The 21094-nt window shown below is 69.3% G+C and carries 19 protein-coding genes and 2 pseudogenes; 17 read left to right on the forward strand and 4 right to left on the reverse strand.

The window, feature by feature from the left end:
* The first annotated feature begins 87 nt into the window (after nt 1–87).
* The 9 genes from JDV09_RS01830 to JDV09_RS01870 all read left to right on the forward strand — a co-directional run bounded on the left by JDV09_RS01830 (nt 88) and on the right by JDV09_RS01870 (nt 9818).
* Nucleotides 88–1455, forward strand: coding sequence for a glutamine synthetase family protein (locus JDV09_RS01830; protein ID WP_221367377.1), 1368 nt, complete (start codon nt 88–90; stop codon nt 1453–1455).
* On the forward strand, nt 1442–2215 hold the full coding sequence (locus JDV09_RS01835) for a gamma-glutamyl-gamma-aminobutyrate hydrolase family protein (protein WP_221367378.1): 774 nt from the start codon (nt 1442–1444) through the stop codon (nt 2213–2215). The genes JDV09_RS01830 and JDV09_RS01835 overlap by 14 nt, the downstream gene beginning before the upstream one ends.
* Nucleotides 2212–3588, forward strand: coding sequence for an aldehyde dehydrogenase family protein (locus JDV09_RS01840; RefSeq protein ID WP_221367379.1), 1377 nt, complete (start codon nt 2212–2214; stop codon nt 3586–3588). The genes JDV09_RS01835 and JDV09_RS01840 overlap by 4 nt, the downstream gene beginning before the upstream one ends.
* Entirely contained in the window at nt 3585–4361 is a 777-nt protein-coding gene (locus tag JDV09_RS01845) for a 3-oxoacyl-ACP reductase (protein ID WP_221367485.1), read from the forward strand. The genes JDV09_RS01840 and JDV09_RS01845 overlap by 4 nt, the downstream gene beginning before the upstream one ends.
* A gap of 9 nt (nt 4362–4370) precedes the next feature.
* Nucleotides 4371–5102 carry a FadR/GntR family transcriptional regulator gene (locus JDV09_RS01850; protein ID WP_221367380.1) on the forward strand — a complete coding sequence of 244 codons (732 nt, stop codon included), beginning with the start codon at nt 4371–4373 and terminating at the stop codon, nt 5100–5102.
* 89 nt (nt 5103–5191) lie between these two features.
* The gene (locus JDV09_RS01855) at nt 5192–5512 is read left to right on the forward strand and encodes an ArsR/SmtB family transcription factor (protein WP_221367381.1); all 321 of its coding nucleotides are present in this window, start codon (nt 5192–5194) and stop codon (nt 5510–5512) included.
* 24 nt (nt 5513–5536) lie between these two features.
* Nucleotides 5537–6337, forward strand: coding sequence for a GntR family transcriptional regulator (locus JDV09_RS01860; RefSeq protein WP_221367382.1), 801 nt, complete (start codon nt 5537–5539; stop codon nt 6335–6337).
* Nucleotides 6338–6394: 57 nt separating this feature from the next.
* A complete protein-coding gene (locus JDV09_RS01865; RefSeq protein WP_221367383.1) occupies nt 6395–7318 on the forward strand; it encodes a phosphotransferase in 924 nt (307 codons plus the stop codon).
* Nucleotides 7319–7346: 28 nt separating this feature from the next.
* Nucleotides 7347–9818, forward strand: a complete 2472-nt coding sequence (locus tag JDV09_RS01870; RefSeq protein WP_221367384.1) for a GcvT family protein — start codon at nt 7347–7349, stop codon at nt 9816–9818.
* Between the two features lie 39 nt (nt 9819–9857).
* On the opposite strand, the pseudogene JDV09_RS01875 reads toward JDV09_RS01870, so the two are convergent.
* Nucleotides 9858–10843: pseudogene (locus JDV09_RS01875) on the reverse strand (IS110 family transposase).
* A 297-nt stretch (nt 10844–11140) separates the two neighbouring features.
* On the reverse strand, nt 11141–11722 hold the full coding sequence (locus tag JDV09_RS01880) for a hypothetical protein (RefSeq protein WP_255604632.1): 582 nt from the start codon (nt 11720–11722) through the stop codon (nt 11141–11143).
* 147 nt (nt 11723–11869) lie between these two features.
* On the opposite strand from JDV09_RS01880, the gene JDV09_RS01885 reads away from it, so the two are divergent.
* From JDV09_RS01885 to JDV09_RS01915, 7 genes and pseudogenes are all read left to right on the forward strand, one after another.
* A complete protein-coding gene (locus JDV09_RS01885; RefSeq protein ID WP_221367487.1) occupies nt 11870–12601 on the forward strand; it encodes a Crp/Fnr family transcriptional regulator in 732 nt (243 codons plus the stop codon).
* 50 nt (nt 12602–12651) lie between these two features.
* On the forward strand, nt 12652–13194 hold the full coding sequence (locus JDV09_RS01890) for a protein disulfide oxidoreductase (RefSeq protein ID WP_221367385.1): 543 nt from the start codon (nt 12652–12654) through the stop codon (nt 13192–13194).
* Nucleotides 13191–14080 (forward strand): annotated as a pseudogene (locus JDV09_RS01895) (cytochrome c biogenesis CcdA family protein). Before JDV09_RS01890 ends, JDV09_RS01895 begins: the two are co-directional and overlap by 4 nt.
* Nucleotides 14081–14191: 111 nt before the next feature.
* Nucleotides 14192–14896, forward strand: coding sequence for an energy-coupling factor ABC transporter permease (locus JDV09_RS01900; protein ID WP_221367386.1), 705 nt, complete (start codon nt 14192–14194; stop codon nt 14894–14896).
* Nucleotides 14893–15261: a PDGLE domain-containing protein gene (locus JDV09_RS01905; RefSeq protein ID WP_221367387.1), complete on the forward strand. Its 369-nt coding sequence runs from the start codon at nt 14893–14895 to the stop codon at nt 15259–15261. Before JDV09_RS01900 ends, JDV09_RS01905 begins: the two co-directional genes overlap by 4 nt.
* Before the next feature lies 1 nt (nt 15262).
* The gene (cbiQ, locus tag JDV09_RS01910; protein WP_221367388.1) at nt 15263–16042 is read left to right on the forward strand and encodes a cobalt ECF transporter T component CbiQ; all 780 of its coding nucleotides are present in this window, start codon (nt 15263–15265) and stop codon (nt 16040–16042) included.
* Between the two features lie 60 nt (nt 16043–16102).
* Complete coding sequence (locus JDV09_RS01915) at nt 16103–16843, forward strand: energy-coupling factor ABC transporter ATP-binding protein (RefSeq protein ID WP_221367389.1); 741 nt, start codon at nt 16103–16105, stop codon at nt 16841–16843.
* Nucleotides 16844–16958: 115 nt separating this feature from the next.
* On the opposite strand, the gene mtr is transcribed toward JDV09_RS01915, so the two are convergent.
* Together mtr and JDV09_RS01925 are read right to left on the reverse strand one after the other, a co-directional pair.
* Complete coding sequence (mtr, locus tag JDV09_RS01920; protein ID WP_221367390.1) at nt 16959–18383, reverse strand: mycothione reductase; 1425 nt, start codon at nt 18381–18383, stop codon at nt 16959–16961.
* Nucleotides 18376–19407 carry an alpha/beta hydrolase gene (locus JDV09_RS01925; RefSeq protein WP_221367391.1) on the reverse strand — a complete coding sequence of 344 codons (1032 nt, stop codon included), beginning with the start codon at nt 19405–19407 and terminating at the stop codon, nt 18376–18378. The genes mtr and JDV09_RS01925 overlap by 8 nt, the downstream gene beginning before the upstream one ends.
* A 133-nt stretch (nt 19408–19540) precedes the next feature.
* On the opposite strand from JDV09_RS01925, the gene mqo reads away from it, so the two are divergent.
* A complete protein-coding gene (gene mqo, locus JDV09_RS01930; protein ID WP_221367392.1) occupies nt 19541–21094 on the forward strand; it encodes a malate dehydrogenase (quinone) in 1554 nt (517 codons plus the stop codon).

The following is a 21094-nucleotide window of genomic DNA, read 5'->3' on the forward strand; positions in this document are numbered from 1 at the left end:
CAGCCTGTGAAGGACCTGTGATCGGTCTTTCGGCTCTGGCCGTGGCGGCACAGTGGTGGGAGCCGGAAGGTGTGGCGAGGAGGATTGATGGGTCAAGAGTCGGGCAAGCTCACGCTCGCCGACCTCGAACGACTGGTCGCCGTCGGCGACATCGACACGGTGATCGTGGGGTTCTGCGACATGCAGGGCCGGCTCACCGGCAAGCGGGTCGCGGCCCGGCTGTTCGTCGAGGACGTCGCCCAACACGGCGCGGAGTGCTGCAACTACCTGCTGGCCGTCGACGTCGACATGAACACCGTCGGCGGCTACGCCATCTCCAGTTGGGAGACCGGCTACGGCGACATGGTGATGACCCCCGACTTCGCCACGCTGCGGCTGCTGCCGTGGTTGCCCGGCACCGCGCTGGTGATGGCCGACCTGTCCTGGATCGGCGGCGACCCGGTGAAACAGGCGCCGCGCAGCATCCTCAACCGTCAGATCGACCGGCTCGCCGAGCGCGGCCTGGAACCCTTCGTCGGCACCGAGCTGGAGTTCATGGTGTTCGACGACACCTTCCGCGACGCCTGGAAGGCGGGCTACCGCGGCCTGACGCCGGCCACCGACTACAACGTCGACTACGCGATGCTGGCCTCCACCCGGATGGAGCCGTTGCTGCGCGACATCCGCCTCGGCATGGCCGGGGCCGGGATGTACTGCGAGGGCGTCAAGGGCGAGTGCAACCTCGGGCAGCAGGAGATCGCGTTCCGCTACGACCATGCGCTGGTGACGTGCGACAACCACACCATCTACAAAAACGGCGCCAAGGAGATCGCCGACCAGCACGGCAAGAGCCTGACCTTCATGGCCAAGTTCGACGAGCGCGAGGGCAACAGCTGCCACATCCACATCTCACTGCGCGGCACCGACGGTTCGGCGGTCTTCGCCGACGACGGCGATCCGCTCGGGATGTCGGCGATGTTCCGCAGCTTCGTCGCGGGCCAGCTGGCCACGTTGCGCGAGCTGACGCTGTTCTATGCGCCGAACATCAACTCCTACAAGCGATTCGTCGACGGCAGCTTCGCGCCGACCGCGATCGCCTGGGGCATGGACAACCGCACCTGCGCGCTGCGGGTGGTCGGCCACGGCCACGGCATGCGGATGGAGTGCCGGGCCCCCGGTGGTGACGTCAACCAGTACCTCGCGGTCGCGGCGCTGATCGCCGGCGGCCTGCACGGCATCGATGCGGGCCTGCAGCTGCCCGAGGCGATGACGGGCAACGCCTACACCAGCGGAGCGGCGCGGCTGCCCACCACGCTCGCCGAGGCCGCCGAGCTGTTCGGCAACTCGGCGGTCGCCCGCGACGCGTTCGGCGACGACGTCGTCGATCACTACCTCAACAACGCCCGCGTCGAGCTCGACGCGTTCAACTCGGCGGTCACCGACTGGGAACGGGTGCGTGGCTTTGAGCGGCTCTGATCCCGAGGGGCGCCGGCCCGTCGTCGGGCTGACCACCTATCTGCAGCAGGCCCAAACCGGCGTGTGGGACGTGCGGGCCAGCTTCCTGCCCGCCATCTACTTCGAGGGTGTCGGGATGGCCGGCGGCATCCCGGTGCTGCTGCCGCCGCAGCCGGCCGACGCCGCGGTCGCCGAGCGGGTCGTCGGCGGTCTGGACGGCCTGATCATCACCGGCGGGCGCGACGTGGACCCGTCGGCGTACGGCCATCAGCGTCATCACACCACCGACGAGCCCATCGACGACAGCCGCACCAGGGACAGCTTCGAGTTCGCGCTGCTGCGGGCGGCGCTGGCCCGCGGCGTGCCGGTGCTGGGCATCTGCCGCGGAGCGCAGGTGCTCAACGTCGCGCTCGGCGGAACGCTGCACCAGCATCTTCCCGACGTGCTCGGCCACACCCGCCATCAGCAGGGCAACGCGGTGTTCAGCACCTCGGAGGTCACCACCGTGCCGGGTAGCCGGGTGCATGCGCTGGTCGGCCCGAGCACCGAGGCGCAGTGCTATCACCATCAGGCCATCGACCGGCTCGGCGACGGACTGGTGATCAGCGCTTGGGACGCCGACGGTGTGGTCGAGGCCGTCGAGGTCGACCCGGCCCACCACCCGCGGCGCTGGGTGGTGGCGGTGCAGTGGCACCCGGAGGAACGGCTCGACGACCTGCGGCTGTTCGCCGGCCTGGTCGGGGCCGCGGCCGCGCACGCAACCGGGAAGGTGAGCTCATGACGTCCTGCGATGTGATCAACCCGGCGACCGAGGAGTTGCTGCGCACGGTCGAGCTGACCGACGTCGCCGGCGTCGACGCTGCGGTGGCGCGGGCACGGGCGGCGCAGCGGGTGTGGGCACGCCGGGCACCGGCCGAGCGGGCGGCCGCGCTGCGTGCGTTCGCCGCGGTGGTGGACGCGCACATCGAGGAGCTCGCCGCGCTGGAGGTGGCCAACTCCGGGCACCCGATCGGCAGTGCCCGGTGGGAGGCCGGCCACGTCCGCGACGTCCTGCAGTTCTACGCGGCCACCCCGGAACGGTTGTCCGGCAAGCAGATTCCGGTGGCAGGCGGTTGGGACGTCACGTTCAACGAACCGCTCGGCGTGGTCGGGGTGATCACCCCGTGGAACTTCCCGATGCCGATCGCCGCCTGGGGGTTCGCCCCGGCGCTGGCCGCGGGCAATGCGGTACTGGTCAAACCCGCCGAATGGACGCCGCTGACGTCGATGCTGCTCGGCGAACTCGCCGTGGCGGCCGGGCTGCCCGCCGATCTGTTTCAGGTACTGCCCGGGAAGGGCTCGGTGGTCGGGCAGCGGTTCGTCGAGCATCCCGACGTGCGCAAGATCGTGTTCACCGGGTCGACCGAGGTCGGCACGGCGGTGATGGCCGGTGCCGCCGCGCAGGTCAAGCGGGTCACGCTGGAGCTGGGCGGCAAGAGCGCCAACATCGTGTTCGACGACTGCGATCTGGAACGCGCCGCCGCGACGGCCCCCTACGGGGTGTTCGACAACGCCGGCCAGGACTGTTGCGCGCGAAGCCGGATCCTGGTGCAGCGCAACGTCTACGAGCGGTTCATGGAGTTACTCGAACCCGCGGTCAAGGGGGTGGTCGTCGGCGATCCGGGCATCGACGGCACCGAGATGGGTCCGTTGGTGTCCAGGGCGCACCGAAATTCGGTGGCCTCCTACGTGCCCGACGACGCGCCGGTGGCCTTCCGCGGGCAGGCACCGACGGGCCCGGGGTTCTGGTTCCCGCCGACGGTGCTGACCCCGCAGCGCGGCGACCGTGCGGCCACCGAGGAGATCTTCGGCCCGGTGGTGGCGGTGCTGCCGTTCGAGGACGAGGCCGACGCGATCGCGCTGGCCAACGCCACCGAGTACGGGCTGTCCGGATCGATCTGGACCGACAACCTGTCGCGTGCGCTGCGGGTGTCGCGTGCGGTCGAGGCCGGCAACCTGTCGGTCAACTCGCACTCGTCGGTGCGCTACAACACCCCGTTCGGCGGCTTCAAGCAGTCCGGGCTCGGCCGCGAGCTCGGCCCCGACGCCCCGCTGTCGTTCACCGAGACGAAGAACGTGTTCATCGCCGTACCCGCCGAAGAGGAGACACCCTGATGGATCTGACCCAACGACTGGCCGGCAAGGTCGCGGTCATCACCGGCGGCGCCAGCGGCATCGGCCTGGCCAGCGCGCGGCGGCTGCGCGCGGAGGGCGCGACGATCGTGATCGGCGACATCGACCCGGCCACCGGAAAGGCGGTCGCCGACGAGCTCGGCGGAATCTTCGTCGCGGTGGACGTCGCCGACGAGGCGGCGGTGGACACGCTGTTCGACACCGCCGCGCTGACCTACGGCTCGGTCGACATCGCGTTCAACAACGCGGGCATCTCGCCGCCCGACGACGATCTGATCGAGCACACCGGGCTCGAGGCCTGGCAGCGCGTGCAGGACGTCAACCTCAAGTCGGTGTTCCTGTGCTGCAAGGCCGCGTTGCGGCACATGGTTCCGCGGCAGCAGGGGTCGATCATCAACACCGCGTCGTTCGTCGCGGTGATGGGATCGGCGACCTCGCAGATCTCCTACACCGCGTCCAAGGGCGGGGTGCTGGCGATGTCGCGAGAACTCGGGGTGCAGTTCGCCCGGCAGGGCATCCGCGTCAACGCGCTGTGCCCGGGGCCGGTCAACACGCCGCTGCTCAAGGAGCTGTTCGCCAAGGATCCCGAGCGTGCCGCCCGCCGCCTCGTGCACGTTCCGGTCGGCCGGTTCGCCGAGCCCGAGGAGCTCGCGGCCGCGGTGGCGTTCCTGGCCAGCGACGACGCCTCGTTCATCACCGCCTCGTCCTTCCTCGTCGACGGCGGGATCAGCTCGGCCTACGTCACCCCGCTGTAGCGCCCGGTGATGGCAGCAGAACCGCACCCCGATGACCGGGCCGATGCCAGCGACGCGCTGTTGCGCCCGGTGCGGCCCCTCAACGCGTTCGAGGACACGGTGGAACGGCTGCTGCAGACGATTCGTCTCGGGGTGCTGCACCCCGGTGACTCGCTGCCGCCCGAGCGGGAACTGGCGGCCCGGCTGGGGGTGAGCCGGGACACCGTGCGGGAGGCGATCAAGTCGCTGGCCGACGCCGGATACCTGGTGTCGCGGCGCGGCCGGTACGGGGGCACGTTCCTGGCGGACGAGCTTCCCGTGCACAGCGGTGACGAGATCCGGATCAGCCGCGCCGAGATCGACGACGCCCTGCGGCTGCGGGAGGTGCTCGAGGTGGGTGCCGCCCGGATGGCCGCCGGGCGGACCCTGACCGCCGCCGAGCGGGAGGCGTTGGGCAGCAGGCTCGCCGACGTGTGCGGTGCGGCCGCCGAGGACTACCGCAGGCTGGACTCCCGGTTGCACCTGGCCATCGCCGAGGCCGCCGGGGTGCCCTCGCTGGTGCCGCTGGTCGCACAGAACCGGATGCGGCTCAACGAGTTACTCGACCGGATCCCGTTGCTGGCCCGCAACATCGCACACTCCGACCAGCAGCACCGGACGATCGTGTCGGCGATCCTGGCCGGTGACGCCGATCGGGCGGCGGCCGCGATGTCGGCTCACGTGTGGGGTTCGGCCGCCCTGCTGCACGGCTTCCTGGACTGAGTCATCTGCGCGAGCGAGCGCGTCTGAACACCGACACGCCGCACGCGCTGGCATTTTGCGCGCGCTCGCGGGGGTCTAGATTTGCCTGTGTGGAGGACGAACAGCTGGTCGATCGGGCGTCGTCGGCGCTGGCCGAGGTCGACACACCCGGCTGGGCCCAGCGCTTCGACCTGCTTTCCGATCCGCACCGCCTCGAGATCCTGCTGTGCCTGCACCGCGCGCCGGGGATCTGCGTCAGCGATCTCGCCACGGCGCTGGGCCGCTCCGAGAACGCAGTCTCCCAGGCGTTGCGGGTGCTGCGCCAGCAGGGCTGGGTGACCAACACCCGGTCCGGCCGCTCGGTGACCTACCGGCTGGACGACGAGGTGGTGCACGACCTGCTGCACTGGATCGGTGCCCGCCACGGGTGAGGCCGCGGCACCTAGACTTCTGGCGTGCGCGTGTTGAGCGTCGACCAGCCGCCGCTGGCGCCCCCGCCGCACCTCGGCGGCGGGTCCGGCCTGCCGGTCCACGCGCGCATCGGCCGATGGCTGGAGACCCTGATCGCCTCGGGGGAGCTGGTGCCCGGCGACCGGCTGCCCCCTGAGGTGGAGATCGCCACCGCGCTCGGGGTCAGCAGGATGACCCTTCGGCAGGCGCTGGGCGCGGTCGAGGCCAAGGGCCTGATCGACCGGCGCCGCGGGCGTTTCGGCGGAAACTTCGTCGCCGCACCGCGTTTCGAGTTCGACCACGCCAGCCTGCCGGGGTTCACCGAGCAGATGCGCCGGTTCGACGTGGCGCCCGGAGCCCGGGTGCTGCGGGCCGCGACCCACCGGCCCGATGCGGCGGTGGGCCGGGCGCTGGGGTTGCGGCGGGCCGGGCAGGTGCACGAGATCCACCGCGTCCGCACCGCCGACGGGGAGCCCATCCTGCTCGAGGAGGCCTATCTGCCTGCGGCGGCGTTCCCGGAGGTGCTCTCTCGGGACCTGCAGGGCTCGCTGTACGCGCTCATGCGTGACTACGGCCGCCCACCGGTCTCGGCGGACCAGCGCATCGAGGCCACCCAGGCGACCCCGGAACAGGCGCAGGTCCTGCACGTCGCACCCGGAAGCCCGCTGCTGCTCATCGTGCGGACGTCGTTCGCCGACGACGGCACGGCCGTCGAGTTCTCGCGCGACTACCATCGCTCGGACCGCACGGCCATCCGGATCCGCTCCCGCGCGGGGGACGACCTCGCCGGCCCGTCGAATCCATAAGTCTAGACCTTTGACGGGCCTCGGTTTACACTGAAGCCCCCCGCGCCGAGGACCCGGATGTCGTCACCGCTCTCCGATGAACAACTGGATAAGACGTTCGACCAGATCCCGACTCTGGCCGGGCGGCCGAGGACGGTCGAAGAACTCTCCGGCGGCCTGACCAACCGCAACGTCAAGATCACCACCCCGGACGGGGTCTACGTCGCGCGCTGCGTTGACACCGGCCGCAACCTGCTCGGCATCGACCGGGGCCGGGAGTACCACAACACCCTCGCCGCCCAACGGGCCGGCGTCGGTGCTCCGGTGATCGACTACCGCCCCGACCTCGGTATCCTCGTGCTCGGCTTCCTCGCTGGAAAGACGCTGGAAAATCACGATTTCCAGCGCGCAGGCGTGATCGCCAAGGCCGCGGCGGCCTGCCGGGCGCTGCACCGGGGCCCGCGCTTCGACGGCCGGTTCGACATGTTCGAGCGTCAGCCCGCCTATCTGGCCACCATCCGGGCACACGGATTCCGGATCCCGGACGGCTATCTCGAGCACGCCGACGCGTTCGCCGCCGCGCGGCGCGTGCTCACCGCGACCGACCGGACGACGGTGCCCTGCAACAACGACCTGTTGGCCGGCAACTTCATCGAGGACGGCGACCGGATGTGGCTGATCGACTACGAGTACTCCGGCAACAACGACCCGTGCTTCGAGCTGGGCAACATCTGGAGCGAGTGCGGGCTGTCGCTGGACCAGCTCGACGAGCTGGTGACCGGGTACTACGGCCGGCCGCTGCGCCACAAGACCGCCCGCGCGCACCTGCAGGGGATCGTCGCGAAGTACGGGTGGACACTGTGGGGCTGCATCCAGCACGGTTCCAGCGGAATCGAATTCGACTTCCGGGACTGGGCGATGGAGCGCTACGAGGCGGCCGTCGCGGAGTTCCGCAGCCCGGGCTATGCCCGGCTGCTCGACGACGTCGCGGCGAGCGACTGAACCGCAACCCGCCCGAAAGCGAGATCGCATGACATCGGCAAAACCGTTGCCCGAGCGCGCCCGCGTGGTCATCGTCGGTGGCGGGGTGATCGGCACCAGCGTCGCCCATCACCTCACCAAGCTCGGCGTCACCGACGTCGTGCTGCTCGAACAGGGGCAGTTGTCCAGCGGAACCACCTGGCACGCAGCGGGTCTCGTCGGTCAGCTGCGGGCATCGGAGGGGATGACCCGGTTGGTCCAGTATTCGACCCGGTTGTACGCCGAGCTGGAGGCCGAGACCGGGCTGTCGGCGGGATACAAACAGTGCGGCGGTGTCACCGTCGCCCGCACCGAGGACCGGATGGTGCAGCTGCGCCGCACCGCGGCCAACGCCGCCGCATTCGACCTGGACTGCGCACTGCTGACCCCGGAGCAGGCGCTCGAGCACTACCCGGTGATGCGGGTCGACGACCTCGTCGGTGCGATCTGGCTGCCCGCCGACGGCAAGGCCAACCCGACCGATCTGACCTTCGCGCTCGCCAAGGGGGCCAGGGCCCGCGGATGCTCTATCCACGAGCGGGTACGCGTGCTCGACGTGCTCACCGCCGGCGGCGAGGTGCGCGGGGTACGCACCGACGCCGGCGACGTCGAGGCCGAGATCGTCGTCAACTGCGCCGGGCAGTGGGCCAAACAGGTCGCCGCGATGGTGGGCACCAACGTGCCGCTGCACTCGGCGGAGCACTTCTACGTGGTGACAGAGGGTATCGACGGCGTGCACCCCGATCTGCCGATCCTGCGTGACCCCGACGGCTACACCTACTTCAAGGAGGAGGTCGGTGGCCTGGTCATCGGCGGCTTCGAACCCGAGGCCAAGCCGTGGGTGGCACCCGACCAGATCCCGTACCCGTTCGAATTCCAGCTGCTGGAGGAGGATTGGGAGCACTTCGAGGTGCTGATGAACAGCGCGCTGCTGCGCATCCCGGCGCTCGAGGTGACGGGTATCAAGAAGTTCTACAACGGCCCGGAGAGCTTCACCCCCGACAACCAGTTCGTCCTCGGCGAGGCGCCGGAATGCCGGAACTTCTTCGTCGGCGCCGGATTCAACTCGGTCGGTATCGCCACGGCGGGCGGTGCCGGTCGGGCATTGGCCGAGTGGATCGTCAACGGTGCGCCGACCACCGACCTGACCGGGGTGGACATCCGCCGGTTCGCCCCGTTCAACGGCAACAACCGGTGGCTGCACGACCGGGTCGCCGAAGTGCTCGGCATCCACTACGAGATCCCGTGGCCGAACCGCGAGATGACCACCGCCAGGCCGTTCCGGCGCTCCCCGGTGCATCATCTGCTCGACGCCGCCGGCGCCAACTTCGGCAGCAAGATGGGTTGGGAGCGCGCCAACTTCTTCGCCCCGCCGGGCTGCGAGCCGGTCATCGACTACACCTGGGGCAAGCCGAACTGGCTGTCGTGGTCGGCCGCCGAACAGCACAGCACCCGGTGCGGGGTCACGGTGTTCGACCAGACCTCGTTCTCGAAGTACCTGATGGTCGGCCGGGACGCCGAGGCCGCGCTGCAGTGGCTGTGCACCGCCGACGTCGGAGTCGAGGTGGGCCGCTCGGTCTACACCGGCATGCTCAACGCGCGCGGCACCTACGAGGCCGACGTCACCGTCACCAGGACCGGCGCCGAGGAGTACCTGATCGTCAGCGGAGCCGCGAGCACCGAGCGCGACAAGGACCACATCAGACGGCACGTCCCGGACGGAGCCGACGCCAGCCTGGTCGACGTCACGTCGGCCTACGCGGTGTTCGGCGTGATGGGCCCGCGCTCGCGTGCGCTGTTGTCGACGCTGACCGGAGGGGACCCGGCGGCGCTGTCGGATGACGCGTTCGGTTTCGGCGCCAGCCGGATGCTGTCCCTCGGCTACGCCACCGTGCGCGCCACCCGCATCACCTACGTCGGCGAACTGGGCTGGGAACTCTACGTGCCCAGCGAGTTCGCGGTCGGGGTGTACGAGGACCTGATGGCCGCGGGAGAGGCCTTCGGCGTTCGCCGCGGCGGCTACTACGCGATCGAGTCGCTGCGGCTGGAGAAGGGCTACCGGGCGTTCGGGCGGGAGCTCTCGCCCAGCGAGAACCCGGTCGAGGCGGGGCTGCTGTTCGCGTGCAAGCTCGACACCGACATTCCGTTCCTCGGCCGCGACGCGGTGGAACGTGCCCGTGGCGACGGCCCGCGACGGCGGCTGGTGAGCTTCCGGGTCGAGTCGCCCGAACCGATGCTGTGGGGTGGTGAGCTGATCCTGCGCGACGGCCAGGTTGCCGGCCAGGCCACGTCGGCGGCCTGGGGACACACGGTGGGATGCTGCGTCGGGCTGGGCTATGTGCGCGACTCCGGGGGCGCGGTGACCGACGCGGACTGGGTGAGCGCGGGTGACTACCGGATCAACGTCGGTGGGGACTGGTACCCGATCACGGTGTCGCTGCGCGCGCCCTACGACCCGGCCGGTGAACGCGTTCGCGCCTGACGAGAAGATTCAGGTGGGTTGGCGTTGTGAGTGGTTCGGTCAGGACGCCTGCTCGAGGGTGACGTGGTAGCCCATGGCTTCGAGTTGGTGAACAGCGTTGCTGCGCGCTTTCTGCGGGTTGAGGCGGGTGAAGTAGTCACCGCCGGGGTCGTGGTAGACGGTGTTGATGGTGGCGATATTCCAGATCGCGACCAGCAGTGCGCGTTGCACGGCGACGTTGGCGCGCAGGGGGCCGCGGCGAGCGGCGATCCATCGGTACTTGGCGGCCAGGTAGGTGTCGCGGGTGCGTGAGATCGACATCGCTGCGGTACCGAGGGCACCTTGTAGGTAGGGGTTGCCGGGCCGGGTGCGTCGCGATTTGACCTTGCCGGCCGATTCGTTGTTGCCCGGGGTGGTGCCCGCCCACGACGCGAGGTGCTGGGCGGTGGGGAATCTGGTCATGTCCGCGCCGGTTTCGGCGACCACGACGTCGGCGGTGAACCCGCCGATGCCGGGGATGGTGCAGACCAGGTCCCGGAAGCCACGAAAGGGTTCCATCACCACCTTGATCCGCTCGGTGAGCTGCTCGATGGCCGCGGTGAGCTGGTCGATGAGATCCAGGTGCATACGGGTCAGGAACGCATGATGAGAGGTGAACCGACCGTAGAGCGCTTCGGTCAGCTGCGGGATTTGGCCCGCAGTTGTTTCTTGGCCAGATCAGCCATGGCCGCCGGATCGGTCTCGGTCTTGCGCCCTGGCAGGTTCTTGACGTGGCAGGCGTTGACCAGCATGACGTCGACGCCGGCCAGGTCCTCCAGCAGGTAGTAGAACGGCTTCCAGTAGTCGCCGGTAGCTTCCATGACCACGCAGGTCACCTGCTGCGCGGCGAGATGATCACGCAACGCCATGATCTGGCGGGTGGTCGACCCAAACGTGGTGACCGTTTCGGTGGTTTTTCGGCGGCCGGCGCCGTTGATGCGGACACACACCTTGGCGTCCTTCGTGGAAATGTCCAGGCCCGCGCAGCGCGGATGAATGACGTCCACGGCGATTCTCCCTTCTCTGGTAGCCCACTGTCGAAGGTGTCCGTCGTGGGGAGGGCAGGGAGAGTCGGAAGTCTGACGCGCGGGCTCAAGGCACCAATCCACGGTTCCCGTGGAAGCCCTCCGCCACCATGCTGACTTACAGGCTCACAGGCACCAAGGTGCTACCGGGGACAACCACGACGAACAGCGATAATGATCCCGCCGCCCCTGAGGTGAGCACAACAAGTGACCACCGCCCAATCTTCACGCCCCACGGTGCGCCAACGGCGCTGGTCTGCTGACTTCCGGTACGCCCGACTACCGGCGTGTGCGCGGCGCCGCTGCGAGCACGCCGCCGAGCACCCCGCCGTAGAGAACGTGTTCGACGATGAACGTCGGATACCCCACCATCGCGGCCATGTCGGCGATCGGCGCTCCGCCACCGAACGCCCACGCCGCCAGCGGAAGCCCGATCCACGTGCTGGCACCGAACACCACCAGGCCCCAGACCAGCGCCGCAGCCACCACGGCGCCCCCGTGGAGGCGCGCGCGGTGGGCGATGGCCCCAAAGACCGCGCCGTAGCCGGCCCCGACTGCCAGGTGAATGAGAAGGCCCAGCAGTGCGGGACCGGCGACGAATATGACGGAGTCGCCGGCCATGGCGCCCTCCATCGATTGCATCATTGCCGAGCCGGGCGCGATCGCCGACGCGATGTGGTAGAGCGGTGTGAAAAACCCGGTGCCCTGGTAGGTCAGCGCGGCGATCATGGCGAACATCGCCATCGTCAGTGCCGCCACCATGCCGGCGACCGCGCCCCAGGCGATCGACTTGCCGAAGGTGCCACGGCGGTGCGGAATTGTCGTTTGGGTGCCAGACGGTGATGACGGCGATGTGGCCATGGGTCCTCAACCTCCCGAAGAAATCGTTCTACCGAACCAGTAGAGGACCGACCCCACGGTGGTGGGCGAGGAGTGTCAGCGTGATGACAGTACGGGCGCATCGACTGTCACTTTGCTGACACCATGGCGATGAGCGAAGGAGTGATGATGCCCGAGCGGCCCGGCCCGTTGCGGCAGGCACTGCGAACCCTCACAGGTGGTGAGAGTCCGGCTGACGACCAGATCCGGCATGCGGCGTGGGTGGCGCGCTGTGTCGGCCGCGGTGCGGCTGCTCCGCTGCTGCGGGCGGATGTCGCGGCACTGGCGGGCACGCTCGAGACGATGACCTTCGAAACCGGCGAGGTGTTGTTCGCGGCCAACCAGCCGTCGACAGGGGTGTGGATCGTGCGGCAGGGTCACATTGAGCTCACGGTCGGGTCGGGACGGCGTCGGGTGGTCGTCGACGTGCTGCGAACTGGCGACGTCGACGGGGATATCGCGCTGCTGCTCGCCATGCCGACGCCCTACACCGCGCGCGCCCTCGTCGACTGCACATGTCTGTATCTCGACCGGCCGGCGTTCGAGGAGCTGCTGGCCACTCGGCCCAACATCGCCCGGCGGTGGCTGTCCTCGGTGGCCCAGCGGGTTTCGGCGGGGCAGAGCCGGCTGGTCGCGATGCTCGGCCGACCATTGTCCGGTCAAGTGGCGCAGTTGCTGATCGACGAGGCGGTAGACGGTTCCGTGCCTCTGGCCCAGCGCACACTGGCCGCGATGCTCGGGGTGCAGCGTCCCTCGCTGAACAAGGTGCTCAAGGAATTCGAGCGCAACGGATCGATCGCCATCCGGTACGGCGGCATCGAGATCGTGGACGTGGCGCGGTTGACCGAGATGGCCGGATAGTCGCCCGGCACGCTGGAACTGTGGAATCGACAGTAAGGAGACGTGCCTTGATGTGGCGCGCTTTCCCGGCTTTGGCGGCGACGGCGGGACTGGTGACGGCGTGCGGAGCCGGGGAACAGTCCCCGCCGTCGGTGGCGTCGTCCTCGCCGGCCGCTGTGCAAGACGACTCGTCCTCGGGCTCCCCGGTTCCCGAGCAGCTGCAGTTCTCGGCGACGACGCTCGACGGCACCCGGTTCGAGGGCGCGAGCCTGGCCGGCCGGCCCGCGGTGTTGTGGTTCTGGGCACCGTGGTGCCCGACCTGTCAGCGCGAGGCGCCGATCATCGGGCAGGCCGCCGCGGACAACCCCGACGTGCGCTTCGTCGGAGTCGCCTCGCTGGACGAACACCCGGCGATGCAGGAGTTCGTCGACCGCTACCCGGTCGGGGGTTTCGTGCACCTGGCCGATGTCGACGGCTCGGTGTGGACGCGGTTCGGCGTCACCGCCCAACCTGCCTATGCGTTCGTCGATGCCGATGGAGCGGTGCTGGTGGTTCGCGGCACGCTGACCGAAACGGAGCTCGACCGGCGGATCTCCGCGCTGACCGGGGCATGATCGACGCCACCACGGTGGGGTTCGGCCTCGGTGCGGGGCTGCTCGCTGCGCTGACCCCGTGCGGTTTCGCGTTCTTGCCCGGCTACCTGGGCCTGGTCATCGCCGGCGGGGTCGACGCCCGGTCACGCTCGGCGGCGCTGGCGCGTGCGGGCGGGGCGACCCTGGTGATGGCTGCCGGCTTTGTCGGCGTGTTCGGCCTGTTCGGGCTGGTGATCTCTCCGCTGATCGCGTCGGTGACACGCTATTTGCCGTTCGCCACCGTCGCCGTCGGCGTGCTGCTCGTCGGCATGGGTTTGTGGCTGCTGGCGGGCCGGGACGTCACGGTCATGCTGCCCAGGACCTCCGGCGGAGCCCCCACGGCCCGGCTCCGGTCGATGTACGGGTACGGGGTGGGTTATGCGGTGGCGTCGTTGTCGTGCACGATCGCACCGTTTCTGGCGGTGATGGGCACGACCTTCCGGCAGGGCGATGTGCTGGCCGGGGCGGCGGCCTTCCTGGCCTATGCGGCCGGAATGACGATCACCGTCGGTGTCGCGGCCCTCGCGGTGGCGCTCGTCGGCCGGGCCCCGGCGGCGCGATGCGCCGGCTGCTGCCGCGCATCAATCGGATCGTCGGCGTGATAGTACTGCTCATCGGGCTGTGCGTGACCTACTACGGCGTTTACGAGATTCGGCTATTCTTTGCCGGTGGGGACGCCGCCGACCCGGTCATCGAGGCGGCAGGCGTGCTGCAGGGCTGGCTGGCCGACGGTGTGTACGCGCTCGGGGTGTGGCCGTTGCTCGCCGCCTTGGCAGTGCTGGCGGCCGCCGCGGTGGCACGGTGGTACCGGACCGCCGGCCGCGCGGCATCGCGTTGCGCCGACCTGGGCGATCCCGATGAACGGTGAGTGCCGTCATGAGCGCCGTCGTGCGGGCAGCGGTCCTCTCCGATCGGGCAGGACCACACTGTTCATCTGATCAGCTAGACAGATGTTCAGATGGCGGAATAGGCTCGCCGTGTGAACGCCACCTATGTCGCGATGCACATGAGCGACGGCATCGTCAACGCCCCGATTTCGGTGCTGTTCGCCGTCATCGCCGTGGTAGCGCTCGGGGTCTGCGCCTACCGGGCCCGTACCGAACTCGACGAACGGACCGTGCCGCTGGCCGGCCTGGTCGCCGCCTTCATCTTCGCCGTCCAGATGGTGAACTTCCCGATCCTGCCGGGCGTGAGCGGGCACCTGCTGGGTGGCGCGCTCGCCGCCATCCTGGTCGGCCCGTACACCGGCGCGCTGTGCGTGTCCGTCGTGCTGATCGTGCAGGCGCTGCTGTTCGCCGACGGCGGGGTGACGGCGCTGGGTACCAACATCACGAACATGGCGATCATCGGCGTCGCCGCCGGGTACACCACCGCGGTGGTGCTGTACCGGCTCGCCCGCAGGCGCGGCGAGGTCGCGGTGCCGCTGGTCGGTGGGATTGCGTTCGTCTCGGCGGTCATCGGAACGGTTTGCGCCGCAATGGGCTTCGTGCTGGAGTATGCGCTCGGCGGCGCGGCCTCGGCGTCACTGCCCACCGTGGCCGCCTACATGTCCGGCACCCACGTTCTGATCGGCATCGGCGAGGGGATCATCACCGCTCTGACGGTGATGGCGGTGGTCCGGGCCCGGCCGGATCTGGTCTATCTGTTGCGCACCAACCGAGTCGAAGCGGGGGTGGCGGCATGACCGAGCCCAAGCAACGCCGATGGGCATTCTGGCTCGGATTCGTCATCGTCACACTGCTCGTGGCCGGCGGGGTGTCCTACCTCGCCAGTTCCAGCCCGGACGGCCTGGACTCGGCGACCCTGAAGGGTTGCCAGGTCATCGAGACCCCTGAGGGGGAGGCGCTGCAGGGCGACTGCATCGCCCAGCATGCCCAGGAGCACGCGATGGCCGGGTCCCCGCTGGCCGACTACGCGGTGGGCGGTCAGGATGGCACCGGCGGGCTGGCCGGGGTCGTGGGTGTCGCGGTCACCGTCATGATTGCCGGGGGAATCTTCTGGCTGATCGCGCGCACCAGGACGAAACCCAAGACCACGGTCGGGCAGTAACGTGGGGGCAGGCCACGCGCATCCGCTCTATCGCGACGGTGACTCCCCGGTGCACCGGCTGCCCGCGGAGGTCAAGGTGGTCTGCCTGGTGGTGTTCGTGCTGGCGGTGGTCGCCACGCCGCGGGAACTGTTCTGGCCGTTCGGAATCTACGCGCTGATCATCCTGGCGATCTGGCGGGTGGCGCAGATCCCGCTGCGCTGGATCCTGCCGCGCATGCTGATCGAGGTGCCGTTCGTCGTGCTGGCGCTGTTGCTGCCGTTCGCCGAGGGGGGCGAGCGGGTGACCGTGGCAGGATTCGAGCTGTCGGTCGCCGGCCTCTACGCGGCGTGGGGCATCGTGGTCAAGGGCACATTGGGGGTGGCCGCCTCGCTGACCGTCGCGTCCACGACGACCGCGCGGGAGCTGCCCGTCGCGCTGAGCCGGCTACGGGTGCCGGGCGTGATCGTGTCGATGCTGACGTTGATGATCCGCTACATCGACGTGCTCGCCGCCGAGGCTCGCAGGATGCGGATGGCGAGGGTTTCGCGGGGCGACTCGCCGCGGATGCTGCACCAGATCGGGGCCACCGCGAAAGGGGTGGGCTCGCTGTTCCTGCGCTCCTATGAGCGGGGCGAGCGGGTGTACCTGGCGATGCTGTCGCGGGGCTTCGACGGCCACGTCCCGCCGATGGCGGTCGGCGCGGGCTGTGCCGCGGCCGCGTCGTCGCGCCAATGGGTCGTCGCGCTGTTGCCGGCCTCGGCCGCGGTGTTGGTCGCGATGAGCGCCTGGGTGGTGCGATGAGCGCCTGCGCGAAGAGCAGAGGGACCCGATGAGCGCCTGCGCGAAGAGCAGTGGGACCCGATGAGCAGCCCGGCGGTGCGGGTGCGCGGGCTGCGCTACGCCTATCCCGACGGCCACGTCGCGCTCGGCGGCATCGACCTCGATGTCGTGCCGGGGGAGCGGGTGGCGTTGCTCGGGCCCAACGGTGCGGGCAAGACGACGCTCATGCTGCATCTCAACGGGGTGCTCGGCGCGGCGGCGGGCACCGTCGAGATCGGTGGGACGGCGTTGTCGCGCACGACGCTTCGCGACATCCGGCGCAGGGTCGGCTTGGTGTTCCAGGATCCCGACGACCAACTCTTCATGCCGACGCTGGCGCAGGATGTGGCCTTCGGCCCGGCCAATTTCGGGCTGCGCGGCGACGAACTACAGGCCCGGGTGGCGAATGCGCTGGCGGCCGTGTCGATGACCGAGCTCGCCGACCGCAGTCCGGCCCACATGTCCGGCGGCCAGCGGCGGCGTGCCGCGCTTGCCACCGTATTGGCCTGTGAGCCCGAGGTTCTGGTGCTCGACGAGCCGTCGGCCAATCTCGATCCGGTCGCTCGCCGCGAGCTCGCCGAGACGTTGACGGGGCTGGACGCGACGATGCTGATCGTCACCCACGATCTGCCCTATGCCGCACAGCTGTGCGACCGGGCCATCGTCATGGACGGCGGCGTCATCGTCGCCGACGGCGCGATCGACGAGGTGCTGTCCGACGTGGAAATGCTTGCCACGCATCGGCTCGAGCTGCCCTGGGGCTTTGTGGTCGGGTCGCGCTGACCGGCCACCCCACTCTCTGCCGAACTGGCATTCCGGCAGGCCTGCACCCGAAATTCCCCTGCCGGAATGCCATTTCGGCGCTGGGGCGCGGCGATTTCGGCGGGAGACGGGGGCGTCAGTGCCGTCGGGGCGGCGGCCACGGCGGCTCGCCGCACAGCGCCAGCAGCGCGTTCTCGATGACCTCGGGCAGCGCCGGGTGGATCCAGTACTGACCGCGCGCCATGTCCTGGGCCGGCAGGTCGAACGCCATCGCCTGGATGATCGGCTGGATGATCGAGGACGCCTGGTGGCCCATGATGTGCGCGCCGAGCAGCAACCCGGTGTCGTCGTCGATGATCAGCTTGGCGAAGCCGTTGGAGTCCTCCATCGCCCAGCCGTAGGCGACATCACGGTAGTCCTGCACCTTGGAACGGATCCGGTAGCCCGCGGCACGGGCCTCGTTCTCGGTCAGTCCGACACAGGCGATCTGCGGATCGGTGAACACCGCCGAAGGCACATTGAGGTGGTTGGCGGGCATCAGGTTGACGGTGTCGTCCCAGTCCTGCAACAGGTTGTGTTTGACGACCCGTGCCTCGTGGTTGGCGACGTGCTTGAGCTGATAGGGCGAGCTGACGTCGCCGAGCGCGAAAACGTTACGGGCCGTGGTGCGTTGGTACTGGTCGACGACCACCAACCCGTCATCGACCCGGACACCGGCGTGGTGGGCGTCGAGCAGATCGCCGTTGGGGATCCGGCCGGTGGCCACCAGCAGCGTGTCGGCGTGCAGCGTCGAACCGTCGTCGAGATGCAGCGCCAGCCCGCCGGAACCGTCCGGTCCGTCACCGGATCCGCCGACGATGTTGCGGCGGCTGTGGATCTCCCACTTGCGGCTGGCGATGTCGGTGAAACGCTCACAGATCGTGTCGTCGCAATGGCTCAGCATCGTGCTGCCGCGCAGCACGATCGACACCCGCGAGCCCAGCGACGAGAAGACGTGTGCGAACTCGGCGGCGACGAACCCGCCCCCGACGATGACGATGTGCCCGGGCAACTCGGGGATACGCATGATGGTGTCGCTGGTGTGGTAGGCCACACCGGATTCGGCGATGGCCGGCGGGATGGTCGCGCGGGCACCGGCGGCGATCACCACCTGCTCGGCGGTGAACTCGTCGCCGTCGTCGGTCCGCAGCCGGTACGCCCTGTCCGCGCCGGACGGGACGAACCGGGCGTGGCTGGCGAACACCTCGACACCGGGAGACGAGCGCCGGTACTGTTCACCGCCGTTGGCGATCGGATCGATGCGGCCGAACACCCGGGAGACGATGTCGGCCCAGCGCACCCCGTCGACGTGGGCGTCGACGCCGAACGGGCCGGACTCGCGGATCTGCTGGGCCACCCCGGCGGCATAGACGAACATCTTGGTCGGGATGCACCCGACATTGAGGCAGGTGCCGCCGAACACGCCCTGCTCGCAGATGGCCACCCGCTTGCCGGCATACCGTTCGTCGAGGATCGAGTTGCCCGAACCGGTTCCGATGATCGCGATGTCGAAGTCAGTCACGGCTCGGGCTCCCGTCGGGTGGTGGCGCCGGAGAGTCCCCGGCATCGGTCAGGTACCAGTCCAGCCAGCGGTCCAGTTCGGCGTAGGCGACGCGCCGAGGTTCGGACACCGACAGGAACACATCGTGTTTGGCGTCGACGATCGGCACCACCGTCGACCGGTTGCCGATGCAGCCCGCCCAGCGCGCGATCTGGGCGACGTCGAGCACCGCGTCGCCGCGCTGGATCGAGTCGGGGTCGTCCACCTCGCGGACGCTGCGGTCCGAGCGCAGGATCAGGTTGGGCACACCGACGTCGAGCCCGCGGTGCAACCGGGCCTGCCCCCGCCGGATGGCGTGGATCCAGCCGAAGGTGACCGGGAAGCCGCCCAGCGGCTTCCAGTCCAGGTTGTATTCGAATTCGCCGGCGTAGTCGCGGTGCAGGGTGGTTCCGTAGCCGCCACCGGTCGGGTGGCGCACTACCATGAGCTTGCGCAGGCGCCGCATCGCCCTGATCGCCGCCGACGTCGGCGGGGTGCGCAGGATCGCCGGGCCCTGCAGGTCCAGCCAGGGGCTGTTGAGGATCAGCCCCGCCACGTTGGTTTCGACCCGCCCGGTGGCGGCCCGGCGGCGCAACCGGTCCAGCCACAGCGACACCACCAGCCCGCCGGCCGAATGGCCGTAGACCAGGACCCGAGCCGGCCCCACCGCGGCGATCACGGCCAGCGCACGCTCGAGTTCCGCGTCGTATACCGACAGGTCGGTGGTGAAGTGCGGGGTCTGGCCCGCCCGATGCGATCGTCCGCATTTGTGCAGGTCGAGAGCGTAGAACGCGAAACCGCGCCGGGCCATGTGATCGGCGAACTCGTTGTTGAAGAAGTAGTCGGTGAACCCGTGCACCACCAGCACCGCGTGGCGGGCCGACGGGTCGGCCTCGCCGCGGCGGACCAGGGTGGCCACCAGGTCACCCTCGCCGTGCGGGTCGGGGCCGAGGTCGAACGTGAATCGCTGGTATCCGGGCAGCACGTCGGGCTCCCATCCAGACACGACAGCCACCCTAATCCCGGTGCCGCGGATCCGGTGGGCAGTGGTCGGCACGCTGCCTCGTGGTGTGGCGGGATAACCTGAACACCGGCAAGCCGTGATCAACGGGATACGACCACGAAGGATCGACGACACCGTGTCTGAACCCGAGAAGACCGACGTCCTGCTGGTAGGGGCGGGCATCATGAGCGCCACGCTCAGCGTGCTGCTGCGCCTGGTGGAGCCGGACTGGTCGATGACGTTGGTCGAGCGCCTCGACGGTGCGGCCGCCGAGAGCAGTGATCCGTGGAACAACGCGGGAACCGGCCACTCCGCGCTGTGTGAGTTGAATTACACCCCGGCGCGTGCGGACGGCTCGATCGACATCAGCAAGGCGGTCAACGTCAACGAACAGTTCCAGGTGTCCCGGCAGTTCTGGGCCTATGTCGTGGAGAACGGGGTGCTGCCCGACGCGCGCAGCTTCCTCAACCCGATTCCGCACGTCAGCTTCGTGACCGGTGCCGACAACGTCGACTACCTCAAGCGCAGGCGCGAGACGCTGGCCGCCAACCCGCTGTTCGCCTCGATGGAGTTCATCGACGACCGCGACGAGTTCGCCCGCCGGCTACCGCTGATGGCCGCCAAGCGCGACTTCTCCGATCCGGTCGGCCTGAACTGGACCCAGGACGGCACCGACGTCGACTTCGGTTCGCTGTCACGACAGCTGATCGGGTACGGCGCCCAGCACGGGATGGACACGCTGTTCGGCCACGAGGTCATCGACCTCGACCAGGGCTCCGACGGCAGCTGGACGGTGAAGGTCGTCAACCGCCGCACCGGGCTCAAGCGCACCTTCAACGCCAAGTTCGTCTTCGTCGGCGCCGGCGGTGGCGCGCTGCCGCTGCTGCAGAAGGCGGGCATCAAGGAGGCCAAGGGCTTCGGCGGGTTCCCGGTGGGTGGCCAGTTCCTGCGCACCGACCGCCCCGAACTGACCGTGGGCCATCAGGCCAAGGTGTACGGGCTGCCGCCGCTGGGAGCCCCGCCGATGTCGGTGCCGCACCTGGACACCCGGGTGATCAACGAGAAGTCTTGGCTGCTGTTCGGGCCGTTCGCCGGCTGGTCGCCGAAGTTCCTCAAGCAGGGCAAGCTCACCGACCTGCCGTTCTCGGTCAAACCCGACAACCTGATGTCGATGCTGGGCGTCGGTCTCACCGAGATGGGCCTGCTGAAATACCTGATCGGTCAGCTGCTGCTCAGCGAGCCGGCGCGGGTCGAGAACCTGCGTGAATTCGCTCCCAGTGCAAAGGATTCCGACTGGGAGATGGACATCGCCGGACAGCGTGTGCAGGTCATCCGCCGAGCCGGGGGCAAGGGCGGAGTGCTCGAGTTCGGCACCACCGTGCTGTCGGCGAGCGACGGCAGCATCGCCGGGCTGCTCGGCGCCTCACCCGGCGCGTCCACCGCGGTGCCGGCGATGTTCGACGTCATGGAGCGCTGCTTCCCCGATCGCTACGAGGGCTGGGCCCCCAAGCTCAAGGAGATGGTGCCGTCGCTGGGTACCAAGCTGTCCGGAGAGCCCGGGCTGTTCGACGAGGTGTGGGCCTGGGGCACCAAGGTGCTCAAGCTGGACCAGCCCGCCAGTGGAGTTCCCGACGTCGCAGCGCTGGACCCGTCCGCTTCCGCCGACCCTGCCACCGCTGCGACCGTTTGA

This window comes from Mycolicibacterium xanthum (assembly GCF_019710635.1).
GTDB classification, from domain to species: Bacteria; Actinomycetota; Actinomycetes; order Mycobacteriales; family Mycobacteriaceae; genus Mycobacterium; species Mycobacterium xanthum.